Below are 21,936 nucleotides of genomic sequence, written 5' to 3'. Positions count from 1 at the left end.
TCGTGGGAAGGGGTGAGGCGGATGAGAGGCGGACTGGACGAGACTCTGGCCCGGATGCGTCGGCGTGAGGAGGCGCTGCGTCGACGGGCCACGGACCCGACTGTGCCGGCCGACGACCAGCCCGGCCCAGAGCCGGGTCCGGGCGACGGTTCCGGCTGGAGCCGTACCGACAGCCGCAATGCGGGACCCGGCTGGGCCGGGGTCCACGAACCGGTCCACGAGGCAGCGCCACGGCACCCGGTGGAGGACGTGGCCGAGGCGCTACGCGCGGCCGTCGCGGCGCATCCGGGGGCGTCCGTCGCCGCCCGGGTCGAGCACGACGGGCAGGCGTACGACCTGCGGGTGGCCTGGGCCGGCCAGGAGGTGACCGTCAGCGGACAGCCGGCCGCGCCGCCACCTTCGTGGCCGCTGTCGGTCAAGACGGTGCCCGGCTGGTCCTCCGCCCAGGACGGGCTGAACGAGGACCCGGCAGCCCGGCTGGCCGAGCTGATCCGCCGCGACCCGTCCCTGCTCACCGGGGAGGAACCCGCAGGCTGACCAGGGGCTTCCACCCGCACGCTAGGGTCGGGCGGTGGGCCAACCCGAGCTGACCCTGATCGCGAGCCTGCGGCCGGCCGCACTGGACGCCCGGCGCGGCATCGTCCGGCTGCACCCGGAGGCGCTCACCGCCCTCGCGCTGCGCCCGGGTGACCCGGTCCGGCTCGCGGGACGACGGGTGACCGTCGGCCTCGTCGCGGCGGCCGAGGGCACCGCCAGCGCGGCCCTACTGCACGCCGACGACCTGATGCTGGGCAACCTCGGCGTACGCGACGGCGCGCAGGTGAAACTGAGTCCGACTCCGGTCACCCCGGCCCGCCGGGTGCTGCTCGCCGGGCCGGCCGAGGTCGTCGCGGTGGTCTCCCCCGAGATGCTGCGGCTGGCACTGCTCGGCAAGGTGGTCACCACCGGCGACGACGTCTCCCTGCTGCCTCAGGATGTGTTGCCGGACGCCTCGACCCGCACGCTGGTCGAGGCGGCCCGGCGCAGCCTCGCCACCCGGGTCGGCTACGCCTGGACCAGCACCCTGCTGCGGGTACTGGCCGCCGAACCGGATCCGGGCGCGCTGGTGACCATGGACACCCTCGTCGCCTGGGAGCACGGTCCCGCGACCCACGGTGGCGCCGGGACCGGCTCGGTTGCTCCCAGTCCCACCGGAACAGACGGGCCGGGCGTCGGCGGCACAGGGGGCACCGGGACCAATGGCGGCCGGCCGACGGGCGCCGGGACGGTGGCCGGCGACGGGAGCGCGACCGGTCTTGACGTGCCGTCGGTGGACGAGCTGCCCGGTCTGCGCACCCAGGCCGAGGAACTGACCGAGCTGCTCGACCTCGGTTTCCACCACCGGGAGGTGCTCAGCCGGCTGGGCACCACAGTGTCGCTGGGGGTGCTGGTGAGCGGGCCGGCCGGCTCCGGCAAGGCGGCCCTGGTGCGGGCGGTGGCCGCCCAGGTCGGTGCCCGGGTGCATCCGCTCTGGGCACCGGAGGTCGCGGCGTTGACCAACGACTCGGCGGCGGCCCGGCTGCGGGCGCTGACGGCCGAGGCGCTGGCCGGCGGGCCGGCCGTGCTGCTGGTCACCGACGTGGAGGCGCTGGCCCCGGCGGAGGCTCCCGGACCGGTGGCGACCGTGTTCCGGCAGTGCGTGGCACAACTCGTACAGGCCGGCGCGGCGGTGGTCGGCACCAGCAGCCGGCCGGAGGCGGTCGACCCGGCCCTGCGCTCGCCCGACCTGCTCTCGTTGCGGATCGACGTACCGCTGCCCGACGCCGTTCTGCGCCGGGAGCAGCTGACCGTGCTGACCCGTCCGGTGCCGCTCGCCGACGACGTACGGCTGGACGAGGTTGCCACGCGTACCCCCGGGTTCGTCGCCGCCGACCTGGCCGCGCTGGTGCGCGAGGCCGGGGTGCGCGCGGCGCTGCGGCAGAAGTCGGCGCAGACCCCCACGGTGCTGATGGCGGACTTCACCGCCGCCCTGGAGGTGGTGCGGCCGACCAGCATGGCCGCCGCCACCCTCGAACTGGCCCGGGTCACCCTGGACGACGTCGGTGACCTGGTGGAGGTCAAGCAGACGCTTACCGAGTCGGTGCTGTGGCCGTTGACCTACCCGGACACCTTCGCCCGGCTCGGCGTGCAGCCGCCACGCGGGGTGCTGCTCTACGGCCCGCCGGGCTGCGGCAAGACCTATCTGGTGACCGCGCTGGCCGGGACCGGCCGGGCGAACGTGCTGTCGGTCAAGGGCGCGGAGCTGCTGTCCAAGTGGGTCGGCGAGAGCGAACGCGCGGTACGGGAGCTGTTCCGTCGGGCCCGGGAGGCCGCCCCGACGCTCGTCTTCCTCGACGAGGTGGACGCCCTCGCCCCGGTACGCGGTCAGGCCACCGACGGTGGTACCGCCGACCGGGTGGTCGCCGCGTTGCTGACCGAGCTGGACGGGGTGGAGTCGCTGCGCAACGTCGTGGTGGTCGGTGCGACGAACCGTCCCGACCTGGTCGACCCGGCGCTGCTGCGTCCGGGTCGGCTGGAGCGGCTGGTGTACGTGCCACCACCGGACGCGGAGGCCCGGACGGAGATCCTGCGCGCCGCCGCGCGCAACGTGCCACTCGCCGAGGGCGTCGACCTTCCCGCCCTCGGCGCGGAGTTGGACGGGTTCTCGGCCGCCGACTGCGCGGCGCTGGTCCGGGAAGCCGCGCTGGCCGCCATGCGCGAGTCGCTGACCGCCTCCACGGTCACCGCCGAGCACGTCGCCACGGCCCGGTCCCGGGTACGCCCGTCCCTGGACCCGGCCCAGGTCGCCTGGCTCGCCGCGTACGCCGAACAGCGGGGCTGAGCACCCTGGTCAACAGGGAGCTGCGTCGTCCAGCGAGATCTCGGCGTACACCCGGTCATCGGCCTCGCGCAGCTTCGCGCCACACTTCCCCAGCACGGACAGTGCGCCGCGGTTCTCCGGTGTGGTGTCCGCGACCACGGTCCGCAGGCCAGCCGCCGCCGCCAGGTGCAGCAGTTCGCGTAGCGCTGCCGCGCCGATCCCCTGGCCCCGGGCCGACCGGCCGAGCCACATGCCGACCTCGGCAACGCCGGGCTCGTCCCGTCGGCTCATCCGGATCATTCCGACCACCTCGCCGCCCGCCACGATCGCGTACATCGCGCTGCGGGCGGTCGCGTCGAGCCCACCGAAGCTGGCCCGATGGAACTCCCGGAACGCCTCCCGCCGCGCGTTCGACCAGCCGGCCGGCGCCTCCACCGGCGGCATCACGTCGGCCGGCTCCGCCTCGGCCACCGCCACCGAGAGCAATGGTTCGAGGTTCCGCTCGTCCACCGGCTCCAACCGGACCGCACCAGTCACGTGCCGCAGTCTTCCTCGCCCGGCGTCGCGCGTCCACCCGGTTGGAAGCGACCGGCCCCTCCGGCGGACCGGTCCGACCGGTCGGGTCGAATCACCTCCCGGGTCACGCTCCGCGATCGTCCGGCCGGGCGAACTCGCAGTAGACGGCGGAGGCGTCGTCGGCCGCCTTGTGCCGGCGTCGCCGGTCGGGATGGTCCCGTTCGGCGGCGCGGACCCGGTCGAGCAGCCCGTCCGGGCCCTCCGTGGTCACCACGTCCAACAGGCCGGACCAGTCGAGCAGCCCGAATTCCTCAACCGCGGCGGAGGCGCCGTCGGAGAGCAGTACGGCGCGACGCAGCGCCGTCGGGCCGTGCCGCGGCACCGTGCCGACCACCGCGTGGTAGGCGGCGTCGGGATCGGCGGCGGCGACCCAGTAACCGTGGGTGGTGTTCATCCGCTCCCGCTGCACCGTCACCGCGCGCCGGAACCGGGTGGCCCAGTCGGTCGGCTCGGGCAGCAGGTCGGCGGTCTCGCGCAGGTTTTCCGCCGAGGCGGCCAGCCGATCGTCGGCCACCACGTCGACGCGACCACCGGTGTCGAGCACCAGCGGGCTGTCGCAGAGCACGAGATAGTCGACCTGGTCGCCGCCGTCGCGAAGCAGGCACACCGTGCTCGACGGGGTACCGGGGTGGTCGAGGTCACACTGCTCGCCGTGGTCCGAACGGACCGCGAGGATCGCCGCGGCCAGGTTGCTCACCAGCGTCGCGGCCGGGCGGGCGGCCTCCGCCAGACCGAGCCGGGCGGCCAGGTGCCGGACGTACCACTGCGGCCCGTGCACGCAGCCGGTGTCGAAGCCCTCCGGCACGGTGGCGCCGTCGAGCACCCCGACCAACGGCCCGAACCGGAACACCAGGTCCTCGTTCACCGCCCGGCCCGGCGGCGGGGCGGACGCGGACCGTACCCGCATGGTGGGTGCGGTCCCGACCACCGCACCCCGGCGGCGCTCGTCCGAGGCCGCCTCGGGCACGCCGGTGTCGGGATGCGCCGTTCGTCCCGGCTGTCTGGGCCCCCCGCCGCTCATCGCCACCTCCCCGCGCCCCGGCTACCCACCCAGCACCGGACGACACTCGTTGGTCATGTCAGCGGCGTCGGTTGCGGGCGCGGGAGGCGCGCAGCCGCACCAGGCGGCCCACCAGCACCGGGTCGGCAGCGAGGGCCGCCGGATTGTCGAGCAGTGCGTTCAGCAGTTGGTAGTAGCGGGTGGCCGAGAGCCCGAACTGGTCCCGGATGGCCTGCTCCTTGGCACCGGCGTGCCGCCACCACTGCCGCTCGAAGGCGAGCATCTCCCGTTCCCGCTCGTCGAGTGGCGCGGGTTGCGGCGGCGCGGCCGGTGGCGGCGGCGCGGCTGCCGAGGGGGTTTCCGGTGACGTCGACTCGACCTCGGGGGCGGACCTCGGCGGCGGCACCGTGACGGCGTCCGAACCGGTCTGCGCTGCCGGGGTGGCGTCGGCGGGCTGCATCGTGCTCCTCATCCGGGGGCGGCCGGCACGGCAACGCCAACCTGGCCCATCAGCCTAACGAGGGCCACCACCTGCCGCATCCCACCGACCGGCGGGCCATCGCGACAAGGAGAGGCAGTGGCGGACCGCCCGGCGAGGACGGTCCGCCACCGGCCGACTCAGGTGATGTCGCGCCGGCGCATCGTCCACAGCGCCGCGCCGAGGAAGAGCACGATCCCGACGCTGAACAGCACCGACGAGTGCTGCCAGGTGATGTCCAGGGTGGCCGGCTCGCACTCACCCGTGTAGGTCGCGTTGCATGCCTGCCAGTCCTGGAGCGTGACCGTCTTGGTCATCCAGGCGTAGGCGTAGGTGGGCAACAGCCACGCCTCGGCGAAGCGCACCTGCGCCATGGACAGCAGGATCCCGAGCCCGATCTGACCGACCACCATGACCGCGATCGCCCCGCCGAGCGCCATCGCGGTGTGCCGGCCGAGCGAGGCCAGGGCGAAGCCCACCGTCGCCGCAACCAGTGCCAGCACGATGCCGCGCAGCCCGGTGATGAGGAACGACTGCCAGGTACCCGAGGTCATCCCCTGCGTGGTGCCGCGCAGGTTGGCGACCAGCCACATACTGCCGAACCAGGCCGCCGTGGCGGGCAGCGCCAGCGCCAGCAGACCGGTGAGCAGCGCGCCCAGCTTGGTCAGCAGAACGGTCAGCCGTTTCGGCCGCCAGAGCAGCAGGTTCATCATCCCGCCGGTGTTCCACTCGGCGCCCACGAACGAGGCACCGACCACGAACCCGACAAGCGCCAGAATCGCGGCGAGCGGAATCAGCATCTCGCCGAAGCTCTTCCGGAAGTCGAAGGTCGAGGGCAGGAACCACTGCTCCTCGATCGACTCCCGAGGTGGCGGGGTGATCTCGGCGCAGTCGGCCGGGTAGTAGTCGACGTTCTCGCCCGCTGCCTTGGCCCGCTCGCAGTTTGCGCGCTCCTGCTCCGCCCAGCGGATCTGCTCCTGATGCTGCCGGTCGGCGGCCTGCCGCGCTTCCGCAAGCTGGTCCGGGCCGATCTTCTGGTTACTCAGGAACATGCCGGCCGCCACCAGCAGCAGCACCAGCAGGCCACCGGCGGTCATCCAACGGGCGAAGCGCCGCTTGGCCAGCCGGCGTAGTTCGGTACGGAAGAGACTCACGCGCCCCAACCTCCTCCGGCGGGCGCGGACGGCGCCGTCCCGTCGATTCGTACTGACTGGTCGACCTGCCGGTGCTGGCCGGGTACCGGCGCGGTGGCGGTCAGTTCGAGGAAGACGCTCTCCAGGTCGACCGCGATCGGCGCGAGTTCGCTGACGTAGAGGCCCTGTTCGGCCAGGATCCGGGTGACCGTGGCCGGCTTGTCCACCCCGGCGAGCATCAGGTGGTCGTCGTTGGTGGTGACGCGTACGCCGGCCCGGGTCAGCGCCGTGGCGGCGACCGGAAGGTCGGTCACCGCCTCCAGCCGCACCCGGACCGCGCCGGAGGAGTGCTGTGCCAGCACCTCGTCGACCGGGCCGAAGGCGACCCGCCGGCCCAGCGAGATGATGGTGACCGAATCGCAGATCAGCTGGATCTCGCCGAGGATGTGGCTGGACAGCACCACCGTCATTCCGGCCTCGGAGAGGTTACGCATCAGCGTGCGCATCTCCCGGATGCCGCCCGGGTCGAGACCGTTGGCCGGCTCGTCCAGGATCAGCAGCCGCGGGTTCTTGAGCAACGCCGAGGCGACCGCGAGCCGCTGCTTCATGCCGAGCGAGTACGTCTTGACCCGCTCACCGGCCCGATCGCGTAGACCGACCAGCTCCAGCACCTCGTCGACCCGCTGCTCGGGCAGGTCACCGGCACCGGCCAGCAGCGACAGCGTGTCGCGCGCGGTGAAGTGCGGGAAGAACTGCGGGCTCTCCACGATCGCGCCGATCTGCGGGGCGACCTGATCCAGCGTCCCGGGCACCTCGTGCCCGAGGATCGCCATCCGGCCGCCGTCCGGCCGGATCAGGCCGAGCAGCGTACGCAGCGTGGTGGTCTTGCCGGAGCCGTTGGGACCGAGGAAGCCGTGCACCTGGCCCGCCTCGACCCGCATGTCGAAGCCGTCCAGGGCGTTGCGGGTGCCACGGCGTCGACTTCGGTACGTCTTTCGTAGACCTTCGATTTCCAGGACAGCTGGCAAGCTGCACCTCCCCCGTTGGTGTGTGGGCGACGACGACACCATACGCGGTATGCAGCCGTAGGCAATACCCGGTATGCAGCGCCACGCCGAAACGGGAAATTTCAATACCGTGAGCGTCGACGACGCGACGCCACGTCAGCCTCGGGGTCGGAGCACTCAGGCGCAGACGACGTGGACCCCGGCGACGCGGAAGGCGTCGACCACCTCGGGCGCGGCCCCGGAATCGGTGACCAGCGTCTCGACCCGGTCGACCGGGCAGATCCGGGCGAAGGCGTGACCGCCCAGCTTGGACGAGTCCGCGATGATCACGACCCGCTTGGCCCGCGCCACCATGAGGTTGTTCATCGCCGCCTCGCCCTCGTGATGGGCCGCGGCACCGAGCAGTGGGTCGATGGCGTCCACCCCGAGCAGCGCCACGTCCAGCGTGACCTCGCGTAGCAGCGCCCCGCCCAGCGGGCCGACCAGTTCGAAGGACTTGGGCCGCACCACGCCGCCGGCCACCACGACCTTCATCCGGGACCGGACGAGCAACTCGTTGGCGATGTTCAGGGCGTTGGTGACCACGGTCAGCTGGGCACCCTCGGCGTTGGTGTTGAGGTCCGGACGCACCGCCAGCGCCCGAGCCACCTCGGTGCTGGTGGTGCCGCCGTTGAGGCCGACCACCGTGCCCGGCGAGACGAGCGCGGCCGCCGCCGCGCCGATGCGCTGCTTCTCCGCCGAGTGCTTGGCCGTCTTGTAGCGCAGCGGCAGGTCGTACGAGACCCCGTTGGCGACCGCCCCACCCCGGGTACGCGTGATCATCTGCTGTTGCGCGAGTTGGTCGAAATCCCGGCGGATGGTCGCCTGGGAGACGTCGAGCCGTTCGGCGGCCTCTTCCACGGTGACCCGGCCCGAGTCGGTAAGCATTTCGAGCAGGGCGTTCCATCTCGCGTAGCGGTCCACCCCGGGCCTCCCGTGTCTGCACGATCGGTGATTGGTTGCGTGCACAGTAGTGCTCGAAACTACGAAGAGGCAAAAACCATCGCTGCGCGATCGCTCCCGCGGTTGCCATTTCCGGTAAGTTTCACGCAGAATGGCGCGCGAAAGACGGGATTAACGAGCCGTAATGCGCAAGGCTCTGCCCTGCGAGGAGTTCTCATGGCGTACGTCCACGCGGAGATCGCGAGCCAGCCGGACTGCTGGCGTCAGGCGACCGAGCTGGCCCCGGCGATGCTCGACCGCCTCCCCCGCCCCGGTGAGCGGGTCGCCGTCGTCGGCTGCGGCACGTCGTGGTTCATGGCCATGGCGTACGCGGCCCGCCGCGAGGCGGCCGGCCAGGGCGAGACCGACGCCTTCCAGGCCAGCGAGTTTCCCGCTGGCCGCCACTACGACCGGCTGTTGGCGATCACCCGCTCCGGCACCACGACGGAGGTGCTGGACCTGCTCGCCGCGCTGCGTGGCCGGACACCGACCACGGTGCTGGTCGGCGATCCCGGCTCTCCGGTGGTGGAGATCGCAGACGCCGCCGTCACCCTGCCGTTCGCCGACGAACGCTCCGTGGTGCAGACCCGCTTCGCCACCACCGCGCTGGCGCTGCTCCGCGCCCACCTCGGCGACAACATGACCGCACTGGTCGCCGACGCGGAGGTCGCCGTCCGGGCCCCACTGCCGATCGACCCGAGCCTGATCGAGCAGGTCACCTTCCTCGGCCGGGGCTGGACGATCGGCCTGGCCCAGGAGGCCGCGCTGAAGTGCCGCGAGGCGGCCACCTTCTGGGCCGAGGCGTACCCCGCGATGGACTACCGGCACGGCCCCATCTCGGTGGCCGCTCCCGGCCGGCTGGTCTGGGCCCTCGGCGAGCTGCCCGACGGGCTACCCGAGGACGTCGCGGCCACCGGCGCATCCTTCGCACACAGCCGCACCCACGGCTACCGCACGGTGCTCGGCCGGTGGGCCGCCGGGCGTACCCCGGTCGACCCGATGGCCGACCTGATCCTGGCCCAGCGCTTCGCCGTCGCGCTGGCCACCAGTCGCGGCCTCGACCCCGACGCGCCCCGGCACCTGAGCCGGTCCGTGGTTCTCACGTGATCGGAGAGGTTGCCGTCGCGCTGGACGTGGGCGGCACCGGGATGAAATGTGCGCTTGTCGACCCGGATGGTGTGGTGCGGCACGCCGAACGACACCCCACCGACGCCGGGCGCGGCCCGGACGCCGTGGTCGAGACGATTTTGACGGTGGCCGAGGGACTGGCCGGCAAGGCACGCGCCGACGGGCTCACCCCGATCGCGCTCGGCATCGTGGTGCCCGGCGTCGTGGACGAGGCGCGCGGCGTCGCGGTCTGGTCGGCGAACGTCGGCTTCCGGGACGTACCGCTGCGCGACCTGGCGTCCACGCGACTCGGCCTGCCCACGGCGCTCGGCCATGACGTGCGCGCCGGTGGCCTCGCCGAGGCGCGGTTGGGTGCCGGCCGAAACACCGGGCACGTGCTTTTCGTGGCGATCGGCACCGGCATCGCCGCCGCGCACGTGGTGGCCGGCTCGGCCGCCACCGGGGCGCACGGTGCCGCCGGGGAACTCGGTCACATCCTGATCCGCCCGGACGGGCCGGTCTGCGGTTGCGGACGGCTGGGCTGCCTGGAGGCGCTCGCCTCCGCCTCGGCCGTCGCCCGCCGCTACGCCGAACTCACCGGCACCGCGACGGACATCGGCAGCGCATCGGACGATGGGTCCGCCGCGGAACCGGGCCCGGGGCGGACCATGGTGACCGCCGCCGAGGTGGCCTCCCGGGCGGCGGCCGGCGAGGAAGTGGCCACCCGGGTCTGGCGGGAGACAGTCGAGGCACTGGCCGACGGCCTCGCCACCGCCCAGGCCCTGTTCGACGTGGCGACCATCGTCCTCGGTGGCGGCCTGGCCCAGGCCGGTGCCGGACTGTTCGACCCGCTGCGGGCCGCGCTGCGGGACCGGCTGACCTTCCACCGGGAGCCGCACCTGGTCCCGGCCGTCCTCGGCGACGAGGCGGGCTGCCTCGGCGCCGCCCTACTCGCCCTCGACCAGTTGGAGACGCCATGACCGTACGGGTGAACGGCAAGGTGGTGACCCCCGGCGGGGTGATCTGGCAGGGCTGCGTCGAGGTCAGAGGCGACCGGATCAGTGCGGTCGCGGAGTACCCGTCGGTGCGCGACGGGCACTGGATCGTGCCCGGGTTCGTGGACATCCACAGCCATGGCGGCGGCGGCCACACCTTCACCACCGGCGACGCCGACCAGGCCCGGGCCGCCGCCGCATTCCATCTGGGGCATGGCACCACCAGCCTGCTGGCCAGCCTGGTCAGCTCACCGTTCGAGCTGATGCGCTCGGCCACCGCCGCCTTCGCGCCGCTGGTCCGCGACGGGGTGCTGGGCGGCATCCACTTCGAGGGGCCCTACCTCTCCGCTGCCCGGTGCGGCGCGCAGAACCCGGAGTTCCTGCGGGACCCCTCCGCCGAGGAGCTGACCGAGCTCATCAAGATCGGTGACGGCGCGGTCCGGATGGTCACCCTCGCTCCCGAGCGTGCGGGCGCGCTGGAGGCCGTGGAGCTGCTCACCCGACACGGTGTGGTCGCCGCCGTCGGCCACACCGACGGCACGTACGACCAGACCCGCGCCGCCCTGGCGGCGGGCGCGACCGTCGGCACCCACCTGTTCAACGGGATGCGCCCGGTGCACCACCGCGAGCCCGGCCCCGTGGTGGCGCTGCTCGGCGCGCCGAACGTGATCTGCGAGCTGGTCGCCGACGGGGTGCACCTGCACGAAGGGACGCTCACCTTCGCCACCTCGACCGCCGGACCGGAACGGTGTGCGCTGGTCACCGACGCGATGGCCGCCGCCGGGATGCCGGACGGCGAGTACGAGCTGGGCGGCCAGGCGGTGACGGTGAGCGACGGGGTGGCCCGGCTCTCCCGCGACGGGGCGATCGCGGGGAGCACGCTGACCATGGACGCGGCGCTGCGCCGTGCGGTCGCCGCCGGGGTCTCGGTCCCCGACGCGGTACGCATGGCGTCCACCACGCCGGCCCTCGCCGTCGGCCTCGGCGACGAGGTCGGCACCCTCCAGACCGGGCTCCGCGCCGACCTGGTGGTGCTCAACAACGAGCTGGAGATCGTCCGGGTGATGCGGGCCGGCGCCTGGGTGGAGTGACCCGGCAGCCGCCAGGTCAGCCCGCGGAGATCTCCACGCCGAGAACGGCCTGTTCGTCGGGGCGGTGCACCAGTACGTCCGACAGGAACGACTGCACCGCGTGACGCATCCCCACGTCCCGACCAGCCTGTTCGGAGAGCAGCCACTTGTGCTCGATGATCTGGGCGAACAGCTCCTGCGGCTCCAGCTTGCGCCGCAGGTGTGCCGGCACCGCCCGGACCACCGGCTCGAACACCTCGGTCAGCCAGCGGTGGGCGGCCTGCTGCTCGTCGGTCAGGTCGCTCTCCGCCCGGTATGCGTCGAGGTCGTTGAGCAGCTTGCGGGCCTGGTTCTCCTCCGCGTCCAGCCCGGTGAGGCGGAGCAGCCGGCGATGGTGGTACCCGGCGTCTACCACCTTCGGCCGGATCAGGTACCTGCCGTTGTCGATGCTCGACATGGCCACCTCCGCCACGTCGAAGCCCAGCTCGTTGAGCCGGCGGATGCGCCCTTCGATGTCGTGCCGGGCCGCGCGCTCGACCTGCTGCTCGTAGGTGATCTCGTGCCAGAGCCGCTCGTAGCGCTGCACCACCTCCTCGCAGACCACCTCGGGGTCAATCGAGTCGTGCAGCAGGCCGGCCGCTTGCAGATCGAGCGCCTCGCCGAAGATGTTGACCCGGGCGATCTCCAGGTCCTCGCCACGCTGGCCGTTGGAGAGCACGCTGCGCAGCGCACCGGTCTCGGCGTCGACCAGATACGCGGCGAAGGCACCCGCGTCCCGCCGGAACAGCGTGTTCGACAGCGAGCAGTCACCCCAGAAGAAGCCGGTCAGATGCATTCGGACCAGCAGCGCGGCGAGCGCGTCGAGCAGCCGCCCCATCGTCCCCGGGCGCAGCGTGTGGGAGAAGAGCGCCCGGTACGGCAGGGAGAACTGGAGATGACGGGTGATCAGCACCGGGTCGAGCGGCTCACCCGCGTCGGACTCCCGGTCGGCGACGATCGCCACCGCCTTCACCGACGGGAAGTCGATCCGTTCCAGGGCACGCAGCAGGTCGTACTCCCGCTCGGCCACCCGCTCGCCGGTCTCCTTCACCGCGTAGACGTGCCCGCCCAACTGCACGAACCGCACCACGTGGCGGGAGATGCCCTGCGGCAGCGCGACCAGGTGCTCGGCCGGCCACTGCTCCAGCGGTGTCGACCAGGGAAGGTCGAGCAACGCCGGGTCGACGAGGGCCGAGGTGATCCGCACGGCGTCAAGTTTGACGTTTCCTCGGCCGGAACGCCTCCCTACGTGGCTCGGCCCACAGTCGCCGCCCGCCGGAGGCACCGCGCGGGCCGGTAGCGTGATCGGGGTGCGGGAGACGACATCGGTACGTCGGCGGATCCGCCCGGCACCGGTACGCCCGGCCGGCTGGTGGTTCGACGCCGCCCTGCTGGCCGGGTTCATGGCGCTGACCGCCGCGCTCGCCAGCGGTCAGCTGCTCGATCTCGACCTCGCCGTCAGCGAGTGGGCCTTCACCCACGACCCGGCCCCGCTGTACTGGACCGCCCGGGTGTTCAACCTGCTCGGACAGGGCGGCGGTCTGCTGCTGCCGCTCTCCGGCGCGCTGGCGGTGGCGGTGGCCTGGCGTCGCCGGACGATCCGGCCGTTCCTGCTGGTCGCGGGTGCCCTCCTGATCACCATGGTGACCATCGGTCCGCTCAAGCTCTGGACCGACCGGGCGGCGCCCACCGCCTCGGTCAAGGAGCCGTTCCTGGCTCCGGAGGAGGCCGTGCAGGTCTTCAACCACCTGCCGGCCGGCGCCTACTCGATGTCGTACCCGTCGGGGCACGTGGCCAACGCGATCGTCTGGTACGGCGTGATCGCCCTGCTGCTGGTGTCGCTGACCGTCGGTCGGCTGCCGGCCGGCCTGTACCGGCTGGTGCGGTACGCGCCGCCGGGGATCCTGCTGGTCACCACCACCTACCTCAACTTCCACTGGCTCACCGACGGGCTGGCCGCCCTGCTGCTGGGGTTGCTGCTGGACCGGCTGCTGCACCGGGTGCCCTGGGACGACCTGCCGCTGCCCGGGCACCTTCGGCGGTGGGACGGCCCGTTCGTCCGGCACCGGTAAGGTGTCGCCGTGGACCGACTCGCGCGCCGGCTGGGGGTGCCGGACGCCGTCGTCATCGGTCTCGGGTCGATGCTCGGCGCGGGCATCTTCGTGGTCTTCGCACCCGCCGCCGCGGCGGCCGGCGGCACCGGGCTGCTTGTCGCCCTGGCCCTGGCCGGGTTCATCGCATTCTGCAACGCGACAAGTTCCGCCCGGCTGGCCGCCCGCTACCCCGAGTCCGGTGGCACCTACGTCTACGGTCGGGAGCGGCTGAACCCGTTCGCCGGGTTCCTCGCCGGCTGGGGCTTCGTGATCGGCAAGACGGCCAGCTGCGCGGCGATGGCGCTGACCATCGGCGCGTACCTCTGGCCGGGGCAGGCCCGGCTCGTCGCGGTGCTGGCGGTGGTCGCGGTGACCGCGGTGAACCTGCGCGGCATCGGCAAGACCGCCGCCGCCACCCGGATCCTGGTGCTCCTGGTGCTCGCCGTGCTCACGCTCGTCGCCGTCGCCGGCGCGACGAGCGTCTCGATCGACCGGATCGACCAGCCCGGCGGCACCGTCCGGGGTGTGTTCACCGCTGCCGGGCTGCTCTTCTTCGCGTTCGCCGGGTACGCCCGGATCGCCACCCTCGGCGAGGAGGTACGCGACCCGCAGCGCACCATTCCCCGGGCGGTGCCGTTGGCACTCGGTCTGGTGCTGGTGATCTACCTGATCCTGGGGGTGATCGCCGTCGGCGTCCTCGGCGCGGACCGGCTGGCCGCCTCCGCAGCGCCCCTGGCCGACGTGGTGGGCGCGGTCGGGCTGCCCGGCCTGGAGTGGGTGGTCCGGGCCGGCGCGACGGTCGCGGTCACCGGCGTGCTGCTCTCCCTGCTGGCCGGGGTGGGTCGCACCACCCTGGCGATGGCCCGCCACCGAGACCTGCCCGCCGGGCTGGCCGCGGTGCACCCCGTGCACCAGGTGCCGCACCGGGCCGAGCTGGCGGTGGCCGCCGTGGTGATCCTCGTCGTCGTGCTCGGCGACGTGCGCGGGGCGATCGGCTTCTCCGCCTGCACGGTGCTGGTCTACTACGCCATCACCAACGCGGCGGCGTTGACCCTGGGACGGGAACCGGAACGGAGACTGCCCGTGCAGGCACTCGCGGCAGCGGGGCTGGTCGGCTGCGTACTGCTCGCGGTCAACCTGCCACTGTCCAGCGTGCTCGCCGGTTTCGGTGTGCTCGCCCTCGGCGCCGCCTGGTACGCCGTCAGGTCAGCCCGCCGCTGACGAGCGTCACTCCGTCGCTTCGCGCGGCACCGGTGTGCCGGCGGGCGGTGCCGGCTCCGGTGGTGCGACCTCGCGGAGCAACGCGTTCAGACCTGCCCGGCGGGCCACCACGGTCAGCCGGTCGCCCGCCACGATCACCATGCGCGGATCCGGTGACCAGTCGAGGCGCTGCCCGGCCCGGGCGTGGGCGAGCAGACGTACGCTGCCGGCCCGCCCGACGGTGGCGAGCGTACGACCGTCGAGGTCCGATCCGGCGGCCACCGGGACCTCGGTGACCAGCAACGCGTGCCGGCCAACCGGGATGGTGGCGATCACCGCTCGGTCCAGCAGGGCGGCGGCGAACGACGGTGCCGCGAGGTAGGAGACGCTGCGCGAGGTGCCGATGCCGAAGGCCCGTTGCACGCGTTCGGCGAAATCGCCGTCGAAGAGCCGCAGCACCACGCGGAGCTGGTCGTCGAGGGCACGGGCATTGAGCGCGGCCCGGAGGTTGGCCCCGTCGTCGGTGGAGACCACCACCAGCGCCTGGCAGGTCGCCACCGAGGCGGCCCGCAGCGTCTCCTCCTGCGCCGCGTCACCCACCACCAGGGGGACGCCGAGCCGCCGGGCCAGCCCGGCACCGCGCGCGTCCGCGCTCTTGTCGATCGCCACCACCTCGACGCCGAAGTCGTTGAGCTGGGCCATCACCCGGGTGCCGATGTTGCCGAGCCCGACCACCACCACGTGCCCGGAGCGCTCCGGCTGGATCCGCCCGGTGTGCAGGGCCAGCCGGGCATTGACCACCCCGTCGACCACCACCGCCGTGATCAGCGGGATCAGCGCCAGCCCGGCGAGATTGAGCACCACCTGCATGACCTGCTCGGCTGCCGACTTGGCGGTGTCCGGATCCTGCCCGGTCAGGGTGGTGACCAGCGTCAGGTAGAGCGCGTCGCCCCAGCCGACGTGGGCCGCGTTGGCGTACAGCCCGCCCAGGGCGGCCACCATGGCGAGCAGCACGATCACCGCGATCCCGATCTTCCGGGTGGCGAAGCTGCGGATCGCCCGGAGCACCATCGCGACCGGCCGACGCCGCCGCCGGGCCCGGACCAGCCGCCGCGCGGCAAGTTCGGTGCCGGCCGGCCGTCCGACCGCCTCGGCGAGTACCACGTCGGCTTCCCGGTCGTCGGCCGGCAGCACCAGATCCTGCTGCGCGTCGCGGGTGTCGGCCACCCCGCAGACGATCTCGCTCGGGCGTACGTCGTCGCGGCGGGCCACGTAGAGGGTGCGCCCGCCGTGCCGGAAATGCGTCGGCGCGATCTCGCCGAGCGCGGCCGCCACGAAGGCCGGCGCGGCCATCGAGGCGTCCGAGAGCACCGCCGAGTCGGGAAAGATCTGCCGTACGCCGTTGGCCAGGCCGGTGTTGAACATCCGCACCACCAGACGCAGCCGAGGCTCCACCTCCTGCGCGCAGAGCGCGGCGTGCATGTTGCCCACGTCGTCCTGATGCAGCAGGGCCAGGCCGGCGGCCTCGGCCAGCCCCGCCCGGCGGAAGGTGACCTCGTCCAGCCGGTCGGCCCTGATCACCTCGATGCCCGGCAGGTCACGGCCGTCCGGCCCGGGCGAACGCCGACGCTCCGGCACGATCAGGGTGATCCGCACCCGGCCGGCCTGTGTCTCGCCGGCCAGCATCGTCCGCACCACCCAGTACGCGAGCGGATCCTGCCCGCAGATCACGTAGTGTGCCCGGGACTCCCCGTTGACCCGCAACCGGCGGCTGGCCCGCAGGGCCCGATCGAGCAGCGGCTCCGCCATGCCCCGCATGGTAGTCAGCCCGTCGCAGCCCGCGCAGCCCGTCATGATCGTGGACTGCCGCGCCGCCGCATGTCCGGGCCGGTGACGGGTAGGGCAGCGGCATGCAGACCTTCCTGCCGTACCCGGACTTTCTGGCCAGCGCCCGGGCGTTGGACCAGCGACGGCTCGGCAAGCAGCGGGTGGAGGCGATCCAGGTGCTACGCGGGCTGACCTGGCCCACGTACGGCTGGCGCAACCACCCGGCGGTGAAGATGTGGGCCGGGTACGAGGAGGCGCTGACCCGGTACGGGCTGGACGTCTGCTCGGTCTGGTGCGCGGCCGGCCGGGCCGACACCTGCGCCACCACGTTGACCGTCGACCTGGCCGCGGCCTGCGGCGTCGAGCAGGTCCGCTCCCAGCAGGAACTCGCTCTCGCCGGAGAGCTGCCGCCGTGGCTCGGCCGGACCGACGTGCATCTGAGCCACCGTTCGTCGCTGCTCCGCAAGGATCCGGCGCACTACCGCCCCCTCTTCGGCGACGACGTCCCCGACGACCTGGACTACGTCTGGCCGACCTCCGACCGCCCCCGCCGCTGCCTGCCCTGACCCGAGGAGCACACTGGGCCGGGAGGTCAGATGACGCTGTCGCAGTTGGTCGGACGGTTCATCGGCGTACGTCGGCACCCGGTCGACCCCGGCGGAGGTGGCGCCCCCGGGGTGCCGCATCCGGTCACCGCCGTGGTCGTCGGCGGCGGCATCGCCGGCATGTCCGCCGCGGTGGTGCTCGCCGAACGCGGCGTCGAGGTGACCGTGCTGGAGGCCGCGCCCACCCTGGGCGGCCGGCTCGGCGCCTGGCCGGAGACGCTCGCCGACGGGACCGGGCAGGTCAACGAACACGGCTTCCACGCCTTCTTCCGGCAGTACTACAACTGGCGGAACATCCTGCGCCGGGTCGACCCGACGCTGCGCTTCCTGCGGGCCGTTCCCGGCTATCCGGTGCTCAGCGCCGAGTGGCCGACCGAGGAGTTCGGGCGGCTACCACCCGCGCCACCGGCGAACCTGCTCACCCTGCTGGTCCGCAGCCCCAGCCTCCGGCTGCGGGACCTGCGCGGGATGGACCGGGACGCGGCGCTGCCGCTGCTGACGTACGACCCGGTACGCACCTACGCCGAGTTCGACCACACCACCGCCGACGAGCTGCTCGACTCGTTGCGCCTGCCCGACCGGGCCAGAGCGATGCTCTTCGAGGTCTTCTCCCACTCGTTCTTCAATCACGAGGCGGAGATGTCGGCCGCCGAGATGATCGCGCAGTTCCACTTCTACCTGCTCGGCAACCCGGAAGGGCTGGCCTTCGACTGCCCCGACGAGGACTACGCCACGTCGATCTGGAAGCCACTGGCCCGGCACGTCGAGCGGCACGGCGGCCGGATCCGCACCGGGGAGCCGGTCACCGGTCTGCACCGCGGTCCCGACGGTTGGCAGGTGCACAGCACGCACGGCACCTACCGGGCCGGACACGTCGTGCTCGCCGTCGACCCGCCCGCGCTCGCCGCGCTGGTCGCGGGCTCTCCGTCGCTGGCCGAGCAGGCACCGGCGCTGGCGGCGGCGATGCCCGCGTACGGCCGGCCCGGCCCGCCGTACGCGGTCGCCCGCTACTGGTGCGACGGGGACGTCGACCCGGGGCGGGCGATCTTCAGTGGGGTGTCCCGACAGGCCACGTTGGACTCGGTGACGCTGTACCACCGGCTGGAGCGCGAGTCCCGCCACTGGGCCGAGCGGACCGGCGGCTCGGTGATCGAGTTGCACGCGTACGCCTGTGAGCCGGACGTGCCCGCCACCGAGCTGGCCGAGCGGATGCGCGCCGAACTGGCGCTGCTCTGGCCGGAGACGACCCGGCTGCGGGTACGCGAACTGCGTGCCCGGGTCGAGGCGAAGGCACCGGCCTTCACCCCGGGCAGCCACGCGGGGCGCCCGGGGGTTCGCACCGACGCCGCCGGTCTCTACCTGGCCGGCGACGGCATCGGCACCGACTTCCCCAGCGCCCTGATGGAACGGGCGGCGGCCACCGGCATCCTCGCGGCGAACCACATCCTGCGCGCCGAGGGCGGTGCCGCCGAGCCGATCCACTCGATCCGGCCGCGTGGTCTGCTCGCCCGAGGCTGACCTCCAGGTACCGGCCGGGACGGCACGCAGTGCCGACCGGGCCATCGAAATGCGTTGCCGCCTCACCTCGGCCGCACCTACCGTGATCGCGCGAGGTCAACCGCGGTTGCGGGATACCGCCAGTTCTGGGCCGGCCGGCGGGCACAGGGGGCGGCGTTGCCACATTGGCGCCGCGCCCGCCGGCCCCTTCCGCCGCTCCGGGCGTCGCTGGCTGATCCGAGGCCGAATCGGTTGACGGCTCAGTGTGCGGCAGGCGGCGTCCAACCGAATTGCGGCGCACGGCGCTCGTGGAAGGCCGCCACGCCCTCCCGGGCCTCGCCGCTGGCTCGCACCTGCCCGTGCCACCAGGCCATCCGATCCTCGTCCGCCCGTCCGTCCACGATCTCCTTGGCGGCGGCGACGCTGAGCTGCGAACGCTCGGCGATCACGCCGGTGAGGCCGTCGACCCGGGCGGCCAGGTCGGCATCGGGCAGCACCTCGTCGACCAGGCCGATCCGCAGCGCCCGCTCGGCGGCCACCAACTCGCCGGTGAAGAGCAGGTGTTTCGCCGCCGCCGGGCCGATCAGTCGGGCCAGCCGGTGAGTGGTGGGTGCCGGGTATACCAGCCCCAGCCGGGCCGGCGGCACACCGAAACGTGCGTCGGCCGCGGCTATCCGCAGGTCACAGGCGACCGCCAACTGGCAGCCGCCACCGACGCAGGCGCCGCGGACGGCGGCCACGGTCGGCTTGGCGAAGGTGGCCAGCCGTTCCTCCGCCGCGACGGCGATGCTGCCGTCACCAGCGGCCAGCAGCTCGTCCAGATCACCCAAATCGGCGCCGGCGCAGAAGGTGCCGTCGGCGCCGGTGAGCACCACGGCGCGTACCGCCGGGTCGGACTCCAGACCGTCGAGCAGCACCGGCAGCCGCCGCCACATGGCCGGGGTCATCGCGTTACGTCGCCCCGGGTTGCGGATCACCACCGTGGCCACCGCACCCGCGACCTCGACCACCAGGTCCGCGTTCACCACCGCCCACCGTCCCTCCGCCGCGCCACGCCGTACGCCACCTGCGGCGACCTTAGCGACGTCCGCTCCGCGCCGGGCCGGGTGGGCCGATCCGGTCGGCGACCGCCGCTGTACGCCTGAACGCCGCCCGGCATTCACCTCAGGGCCGCCCGCGACCCCTAACGTCACCGTTCGCGCACGTCGTAGCCGACACGAGTGAGCAGGTGGTCATGCCATCCACACCCGAGGTCAGCGTGGTCATCCCCACCTTCGCCCGCCCGGAGCTGGTGAGCCGCGCGGTCCGCAGCGCCCTCGCGCAGACCGTCACCGACATCGAGGTGATCGTCGTGGTCGACGGTCCGGACGAGGAGACCGGCAAGGCCCTCGCCGAGATCGGCGACCCCCGGCTGCGCGTGGTCGAGCTGCCCGGCAAGGGTGGCGCGCCCAACGCCCGCAACACCGGCGTACGCGAGGCCCGTGCCCCCTGGACCGCCCTGCTCGATGACGACGACGAGTGGCTGCCCAGCAAGCTCGCCGCACAGCTGGCGCTGGCGCGCAGCGCCACGGTGGGCAGCCCGATCCTCGCCAGCCGGCTGATCAACAAGACGCCCCGGGCGCAGTTCGTGATGCCCCGGCGGCTGCCGGAGCCGGGCGAGCCGATCTGCGAGTACCTCACCCTGCGGCGCGGCCTGTTCCACGGTGACGGGTTCATTCAGACCTCGACCATCATGGCGCCGACCGAGCTGCTGCGCCGGGTGCCGTTCACCGTCGGGCTGCGCCGGCAGCAGGAACTGGACTGGACCGTACGCGCGATCAGTCATCCGGACGTCGAGCTGCTCATCGCCGCCGAGCCGCTGGTGCTCTGGCACCAGGACGAGGACCGGCCACGGATCAGCCTCAGCTCGCCGTGGGAGGCCCAGCTGGAGTGGCTGCGCGGGATCCGGCCACTGATCACGCCACGGGCGTACGCGGCCATCACGATGAGCATCATCAGCTCGATGGCCGCGCCCACGCGCAGCTTCCGGGTGTTCCGGCTGCTGCTCGCCGAGGCACGCCGGCACGGGCGGCCCGGTCTCGTCGACTACCTGACGTTCCTGCAGATCTGGCTGCTCCCACCGCAGCTGCGGCATCGGGTACGGGACCGGATCCTCGGCCGTGGCCGGCGCGGCGGTCCGGCCTCGACCGGGGAGCCCGCGAGCACGGGGCCTGGCGTCGATGCCAGCGTACGAGCGCCGGGTGGCGCGACGGCCGACGCGGCGGGGATCGCCGACACGTCGACGGGCACGGCCGGCACGTCAACGGGGATCACCGACACGTCGACGGGCATGGCCGGCACCGCCGGGGCGGCGGGGATCGGGGCCGATGTCCGGCGATAGGGTCGCCGTGATCTGGCGCAGCTGCCTGCTACCCGGCTCGGAGACGTTCATCCGCAACCAGGCCGACGCGCTGTCCACCTGGCGTCCGGTCTACCTGGGCGCCGTCCGGGTGGCCTCACCGCTGTCCCGGGACAGCGACGTGGTGCTGTGCCCGGCCACGCCGCGTGGCCGCCGCGAATGGCTGCGGTTGCGACTGACCGGCGGCTCACCCCGGCTGCGTCGGCTGCTGGCCCGGCTACGCCCCGGGTTGGTGCACGCGCACTTCGGTGGGGACGGCTGGTTGGTCAGCCGTACCGCCGAACAGCTGGGCATTCCGTTGGTCGTCACCCTGCACGGTCTCGACGTCACCCGGCAGGCGGCGGCACCCGGGCCGCGCGGCGCTCGGCACCGGCGGAACCTGCGGTCCATGTTCGGCCGTGCCGCGCTGATCCTGGCCGTCTCCGGGGCGATCCGGGACCGGGCGGTGGCGCTCGGAGCGGATCCGGCGAAGATCCGCGTCCACCACACCGGAGTACCGGTGCCACCCGAGCCGGCGGCCGGGCCGAAGCGGTGGGACGTCGTGTTCGTCGGGCGGTTCGTCGAGAAGAAGGGGGTCGAGGATCTCGTCGAGGCGCTGGGCATGCTGTCCGAACTGCGCCCCCGCGTGCTGCTCGTCGGCACCGGGCCACTGCATGAGCGGGTACGTGTCCGCGCCGCCCAGTTGGGCGTGGACGCCACGTTTCCTGGCGCGCTGCCGCCGCCCGAGGTGATGCGGCACATCGCCGAGGCCCGGCTGCTCGCCGCGCCGTCGCGTACCGCGTCGGACGGCGACACCGAGGGACTGCCCACCACGATCCTGGAGGCGTTCAGTCTCGGCGTGCCGGTCGTCGCGACCTACCACAGTGGCATTCCCGAGGCGGTCACCCACGAGTCGAACGGCCTGCTCTGCGCGGAAGGCGACCGGCCGGCCCTCGCCGCCAACCTCCGCCGCCTGCTCACCGACGCTCCATTGCGCGACCACCTCGGCAAGGCCGCCCGCCACCGCGCCGAGACCGACTTCGACCTGCACCAGCAGACCCGCCGCCTCGAATCCCTCTACGACTCCCTCCTCCCCCCACCCTGACCCCCAC

At 73.1% G+C, this 21,936-nt stretch carries 20 protein-coding genes; 11 read left to right on the top strand and 9 right to left on the bottom strand.

Going from position 1 to position 21,936, the window contains the following annotated elements:
* Positions 1-21: 21 nt before the first annotated feature.
* Both KBX50_RS27620 and KBX50_RS27615 read left to right on the top strand, forming a co-directional pair.
* Positions 22-537 carry a hypothetical protein gene (locus KBX50_RS27620; RefSeq protein ID WP_210940682.1) on the top strand — a complete coding sequence of 172 codons (516 nt, stop codon included), beginning with the start codon at positions 22-24 and terminating at the stop codon, positions 535-537.
* 34 nt (positions 538-571) lie between these two features.
* The gene (locus tag KBX50_RS27615; RefSeq protein WP_210940680.1) at positions 572-2,860 is read left to right on the top strand and encodes an AAA family ATPase; all 2,289 of its coding nucleotides are present in this window, start codon (positions 572-574) and stop codon (positions 2,858-2,860) included.
* 9 nt (positions 2,861-2,869) lie between these two features.
* Here the strand turns inward: KBX50_RS27615 and KBX50_RS27610 are convergent, their stop codons facing one another.
* The 6 genes from KBX50_RS27610 to KBX50_RS27585 all read right to left on the bottom strand — a co-directional run bounded on the left by KBX50_RS27610 (position 2,870) and on the right by KBX50_RS27585 (position 7,996).
* The gene (locus KBX50_RS27610; RefSeq protein WP_093403339.1) at positions 2,870-3,376 is read right to left on the bottom strand and encodes a GNAT family N-acetyltransferase; all 507 of its coding nucleotides are present in this window, start codon (positions 3,374-3,376) and stop codon (positions 2,870-2,872) included.
* Between the two features lie 103 nt (positions 3,377-3,479).
* Positions 3,480-4,436, bottom strand: a complete 957-nt coding sequence (locus KBX50_RS27605) for a hypothetical protein (RefSeq protein WP_247674551.1) — start codon at positions 4,434-4,436, stop codon at positions 3,480-3,482.
* A 58-nt stretch (positions 4,437-4,494) separates the two neighbouring features.
* On the bottom strand, positions 4,495-4,875 hold the full coding sequence (locus KBX50_RS27600; protein WP_210940677.1) for a DUF3263 domain-containing protein: 381 nt from the start codon (positions 4,873-4,875) through the stop codon (positions 4,495-4,497).
* Between the two features lie 158 nt (positions 4,876-5,033).
* Entirely contained in the window at positions 5,034-6,047 is a 1,014-nt protein-coding gene (locus KBX50_RS27595; protein WP_210940676.1) for an ABC transporter permease subunit, read from the bottom strand.
* A complete protein-coding gene (locus KBX50_RS27590; protein ID WP_282101662.1) occupies positions 6,044-7,054 on the bottom strand; it encodes an ATP-binding cassette domain-containing protein in 1,011 nt (336 codons plus the stop codon). The genes KBX50_RS27595 and KBX50_RS27590 overlap by 4 nt, the downstream gene beginning before the upstream one ends.
* A gap of 156 nt (positions 7,055-7,210) precedes the next feature.
* Complete coding sequence (locus tag KBX50_RS27585) at positions 7,211-7,996, bottom strand: DeoR/GlpR family DNA-binding transcription regulator (protein WP_210940674.1); 786 nt, start codon at positions 7,994-7,996, stop codon at positions 7,211-7,213.
* A gap of 195 nt (positions 7,997-8,191) precedes the next feature.
* On the opposite strand from KBX50_RS27585, the gene KBX50_RS27580 reads away from it, so the two are divergent.
* Genes KBX50_RS27580 through nagA form a run of 3 tightly spaced genes read left to right on the top strand, consistent with a single transcriptional unit; the run spans position 8,192 to position 11,207 of the window.
* A complete protein-coding gene (locus KBX50_RS27580) occupies positions 8,192-9,121 on the top strand; it encodes an SIS domain-containing protein (protein ID WP_210940673.1) in 930 nt (309 codons plus the stop codon).
* A 41-nt stretch (positions 9,122-9,162) separates the two neighbouring features.
* Positions 9,163-10,101: an ROK family protein gene (locus tag KBX50_RS27575; protein ID WP_247674554.1), complete on the top strand. Its 939-nt coding sequence runs from the start codon at positions 9,163-9,165 to the stop codon at positions 10,099-10,101.
* Positions 10,098-11,207, top strand: coding sequence for an N-acetylglucosamine-6-phosphate deacetylase (gene nagA, locus KBX50_RS27570; RefSeq protein ID WP_210940670.1), 1,110 nt, complete (start codon positions 10,098-10,100; stop codon positions 11,205-11,207). Before KBX50_RS27575 ends, nagA begins: the two co-directional genes overlap by 4 nt.
* 16 nt (positions 11,208-11,223) lie before the next feature.
* On the opposite strand, the gene KBX50_RS27565 is transcribed toward nagA, so the two are convergent.
* On the bottom strand, positions 11,224-12,432 hold the full coding sequence (locus tag KBX50_RS27565; protein ID WP_210940669.1) for a DUF4032 domain-containing protein: 1,209 nt from the start codon (positions 12,430-12,432) through the stop codon (positions 11,224-11,226).
* A gap of 103 nt (positions 12,433-12,535) precedes the next feature.
* Between KBX50_RS27565 and KBX50_RS27560 the strand changes: the two genes are divergently transcribed.
* The gene (locus tag KBX50_RS27560; RefSeq protein WP_307871094.1) at positions 12,536-13,297 is read left to right on the top strand and encodes a phosphatase PAP2 family protein; all 762 of its coding nucleotides are present in this window, start codon (positions 12,536-12,538) and stop codon (positions 13,295-13,297) included.
* Between the two features lie 9 nt (positions 13,298-13,306).
* Entirely contained in the window at positions 13,307-14,539 is a 1,233-nt protein-coding gene (locus tag KBX50_RS27555; RefSeq protein WP_210940667.1) for an APC family permease, read from the top strand.
* A 6-nt stretch (positions 14,540-14,545) separates the two neighbouring features.
* On the opposite strand, the gene KBX50_RS27550 is transcribed toward KBX50_RS27555, so the two are convergent.
* Positions 14,546-16,336, bottom strand: coding sequence for a TrkA family potassium uptake protein (locus tag KBX50_RS27550; protein WP_210940666.1), 1,791 nt, complete (start codon positions 16,334-16,336; stop codon positions 14,546-14,548).
* A 92-nt stretch (positions 16,337-16,428) separates the two neighbouring features.
* Between KBX50_RS27550 and KBX50_RS27545 the strand changes: the two genes are divergently transcribed.
* Both KBX50_RS27545 and KBX50_RS27540 read left to right on the top strand, forming a co-directional pair.
* Positions 16,429-16,911, top strand: a complete 483-nt coding sequence (locus tag KBX50_RS27545) for an MSMEG_6728 family protein (RefSeq protein WP_210940664.1) — start codon at positions 16,429-16,431, stop codon at positions 16,909-16,911.
* A gap of 30 nt (positions 16,912-16,941) precedes the next feature.
* Positions 16,942-18,468, top strand: a complete 1,527-nt coding sequence (locus KBX50_RS27540) for an FAD-dependent oxidoreductase (RefSeq protein WP_210940662.1) — start codon at positions 16,942-16,944, stop codon at positions 18,466-18,468.
* Between the two features lie 239 nt (positions 18,469-18,707).
* Here the strand turns inward: KBX50_RS27540 and KBX50_RS27535 are convergent, their stop codons facing one another.
* On the bottom strand, positions 18,708-19,475 hold the full coding sequence (locus KBX50_RS27535; RefSeq protein ID WP_210940660.1) for an enoyl-CoA hydratase/isomerase family protein: 768 nt from the start codon (positions 19,473-19,475) through the stop codon (positions 18,708-18,710).
* 206 nt (positions 19,476-19,681) lie between these two features.
* Between KBX50_RS27535 and KBX50_RS27530 the strand changes: the two genes are divergently transcribed.
* Together KBX50_RS27530 and KBX50_RS27525 are read left to right on the top strand one after the other, a co-directional pair.
* Positions 19,682-20,827: a glycosyltransferase family 2 protein gene (locus KBX50_RS27530; protein ID WP_210940659.1), complete on the top strand. Its 1,146-nt coding sequence runs from the start codon at positions 19,682-19,684 to the stop codon at positions 20,825-20,827.
* Positions 20,814-21,929, top strand: coding sequence for a glycosyltransferase (locus KBX50_RS27525; RefSeq protein ID WP_210940657.1), 1,116 nt, complete (start codon positions 20,814-20,816; stop codon positions 21,927-21,929). The genes KBX50_RS27530 and KBX50_RS27525 overlap by 14 nt, the downstream gene beginning before the upstream one ends.
* Positions 21,930-21,936 lie beyond the last annotated feature (7 nt).

It is taken from the genome of Micromonospora sp. C51, assembly GCF_018070435.1.
Classification (GTDB): domain Bacteria; phylum Actinomycetota; class Actinomycetes; order Mycobacteriales; family Micromonosporaceae; genus Micromonospora; species Micromonospora sediminimaris.
The sequence above is the reverse complement of the archived record's forward strand: the minus strand, read 5'-3'. Positions and strand labels throughout refer to the sequence as shown.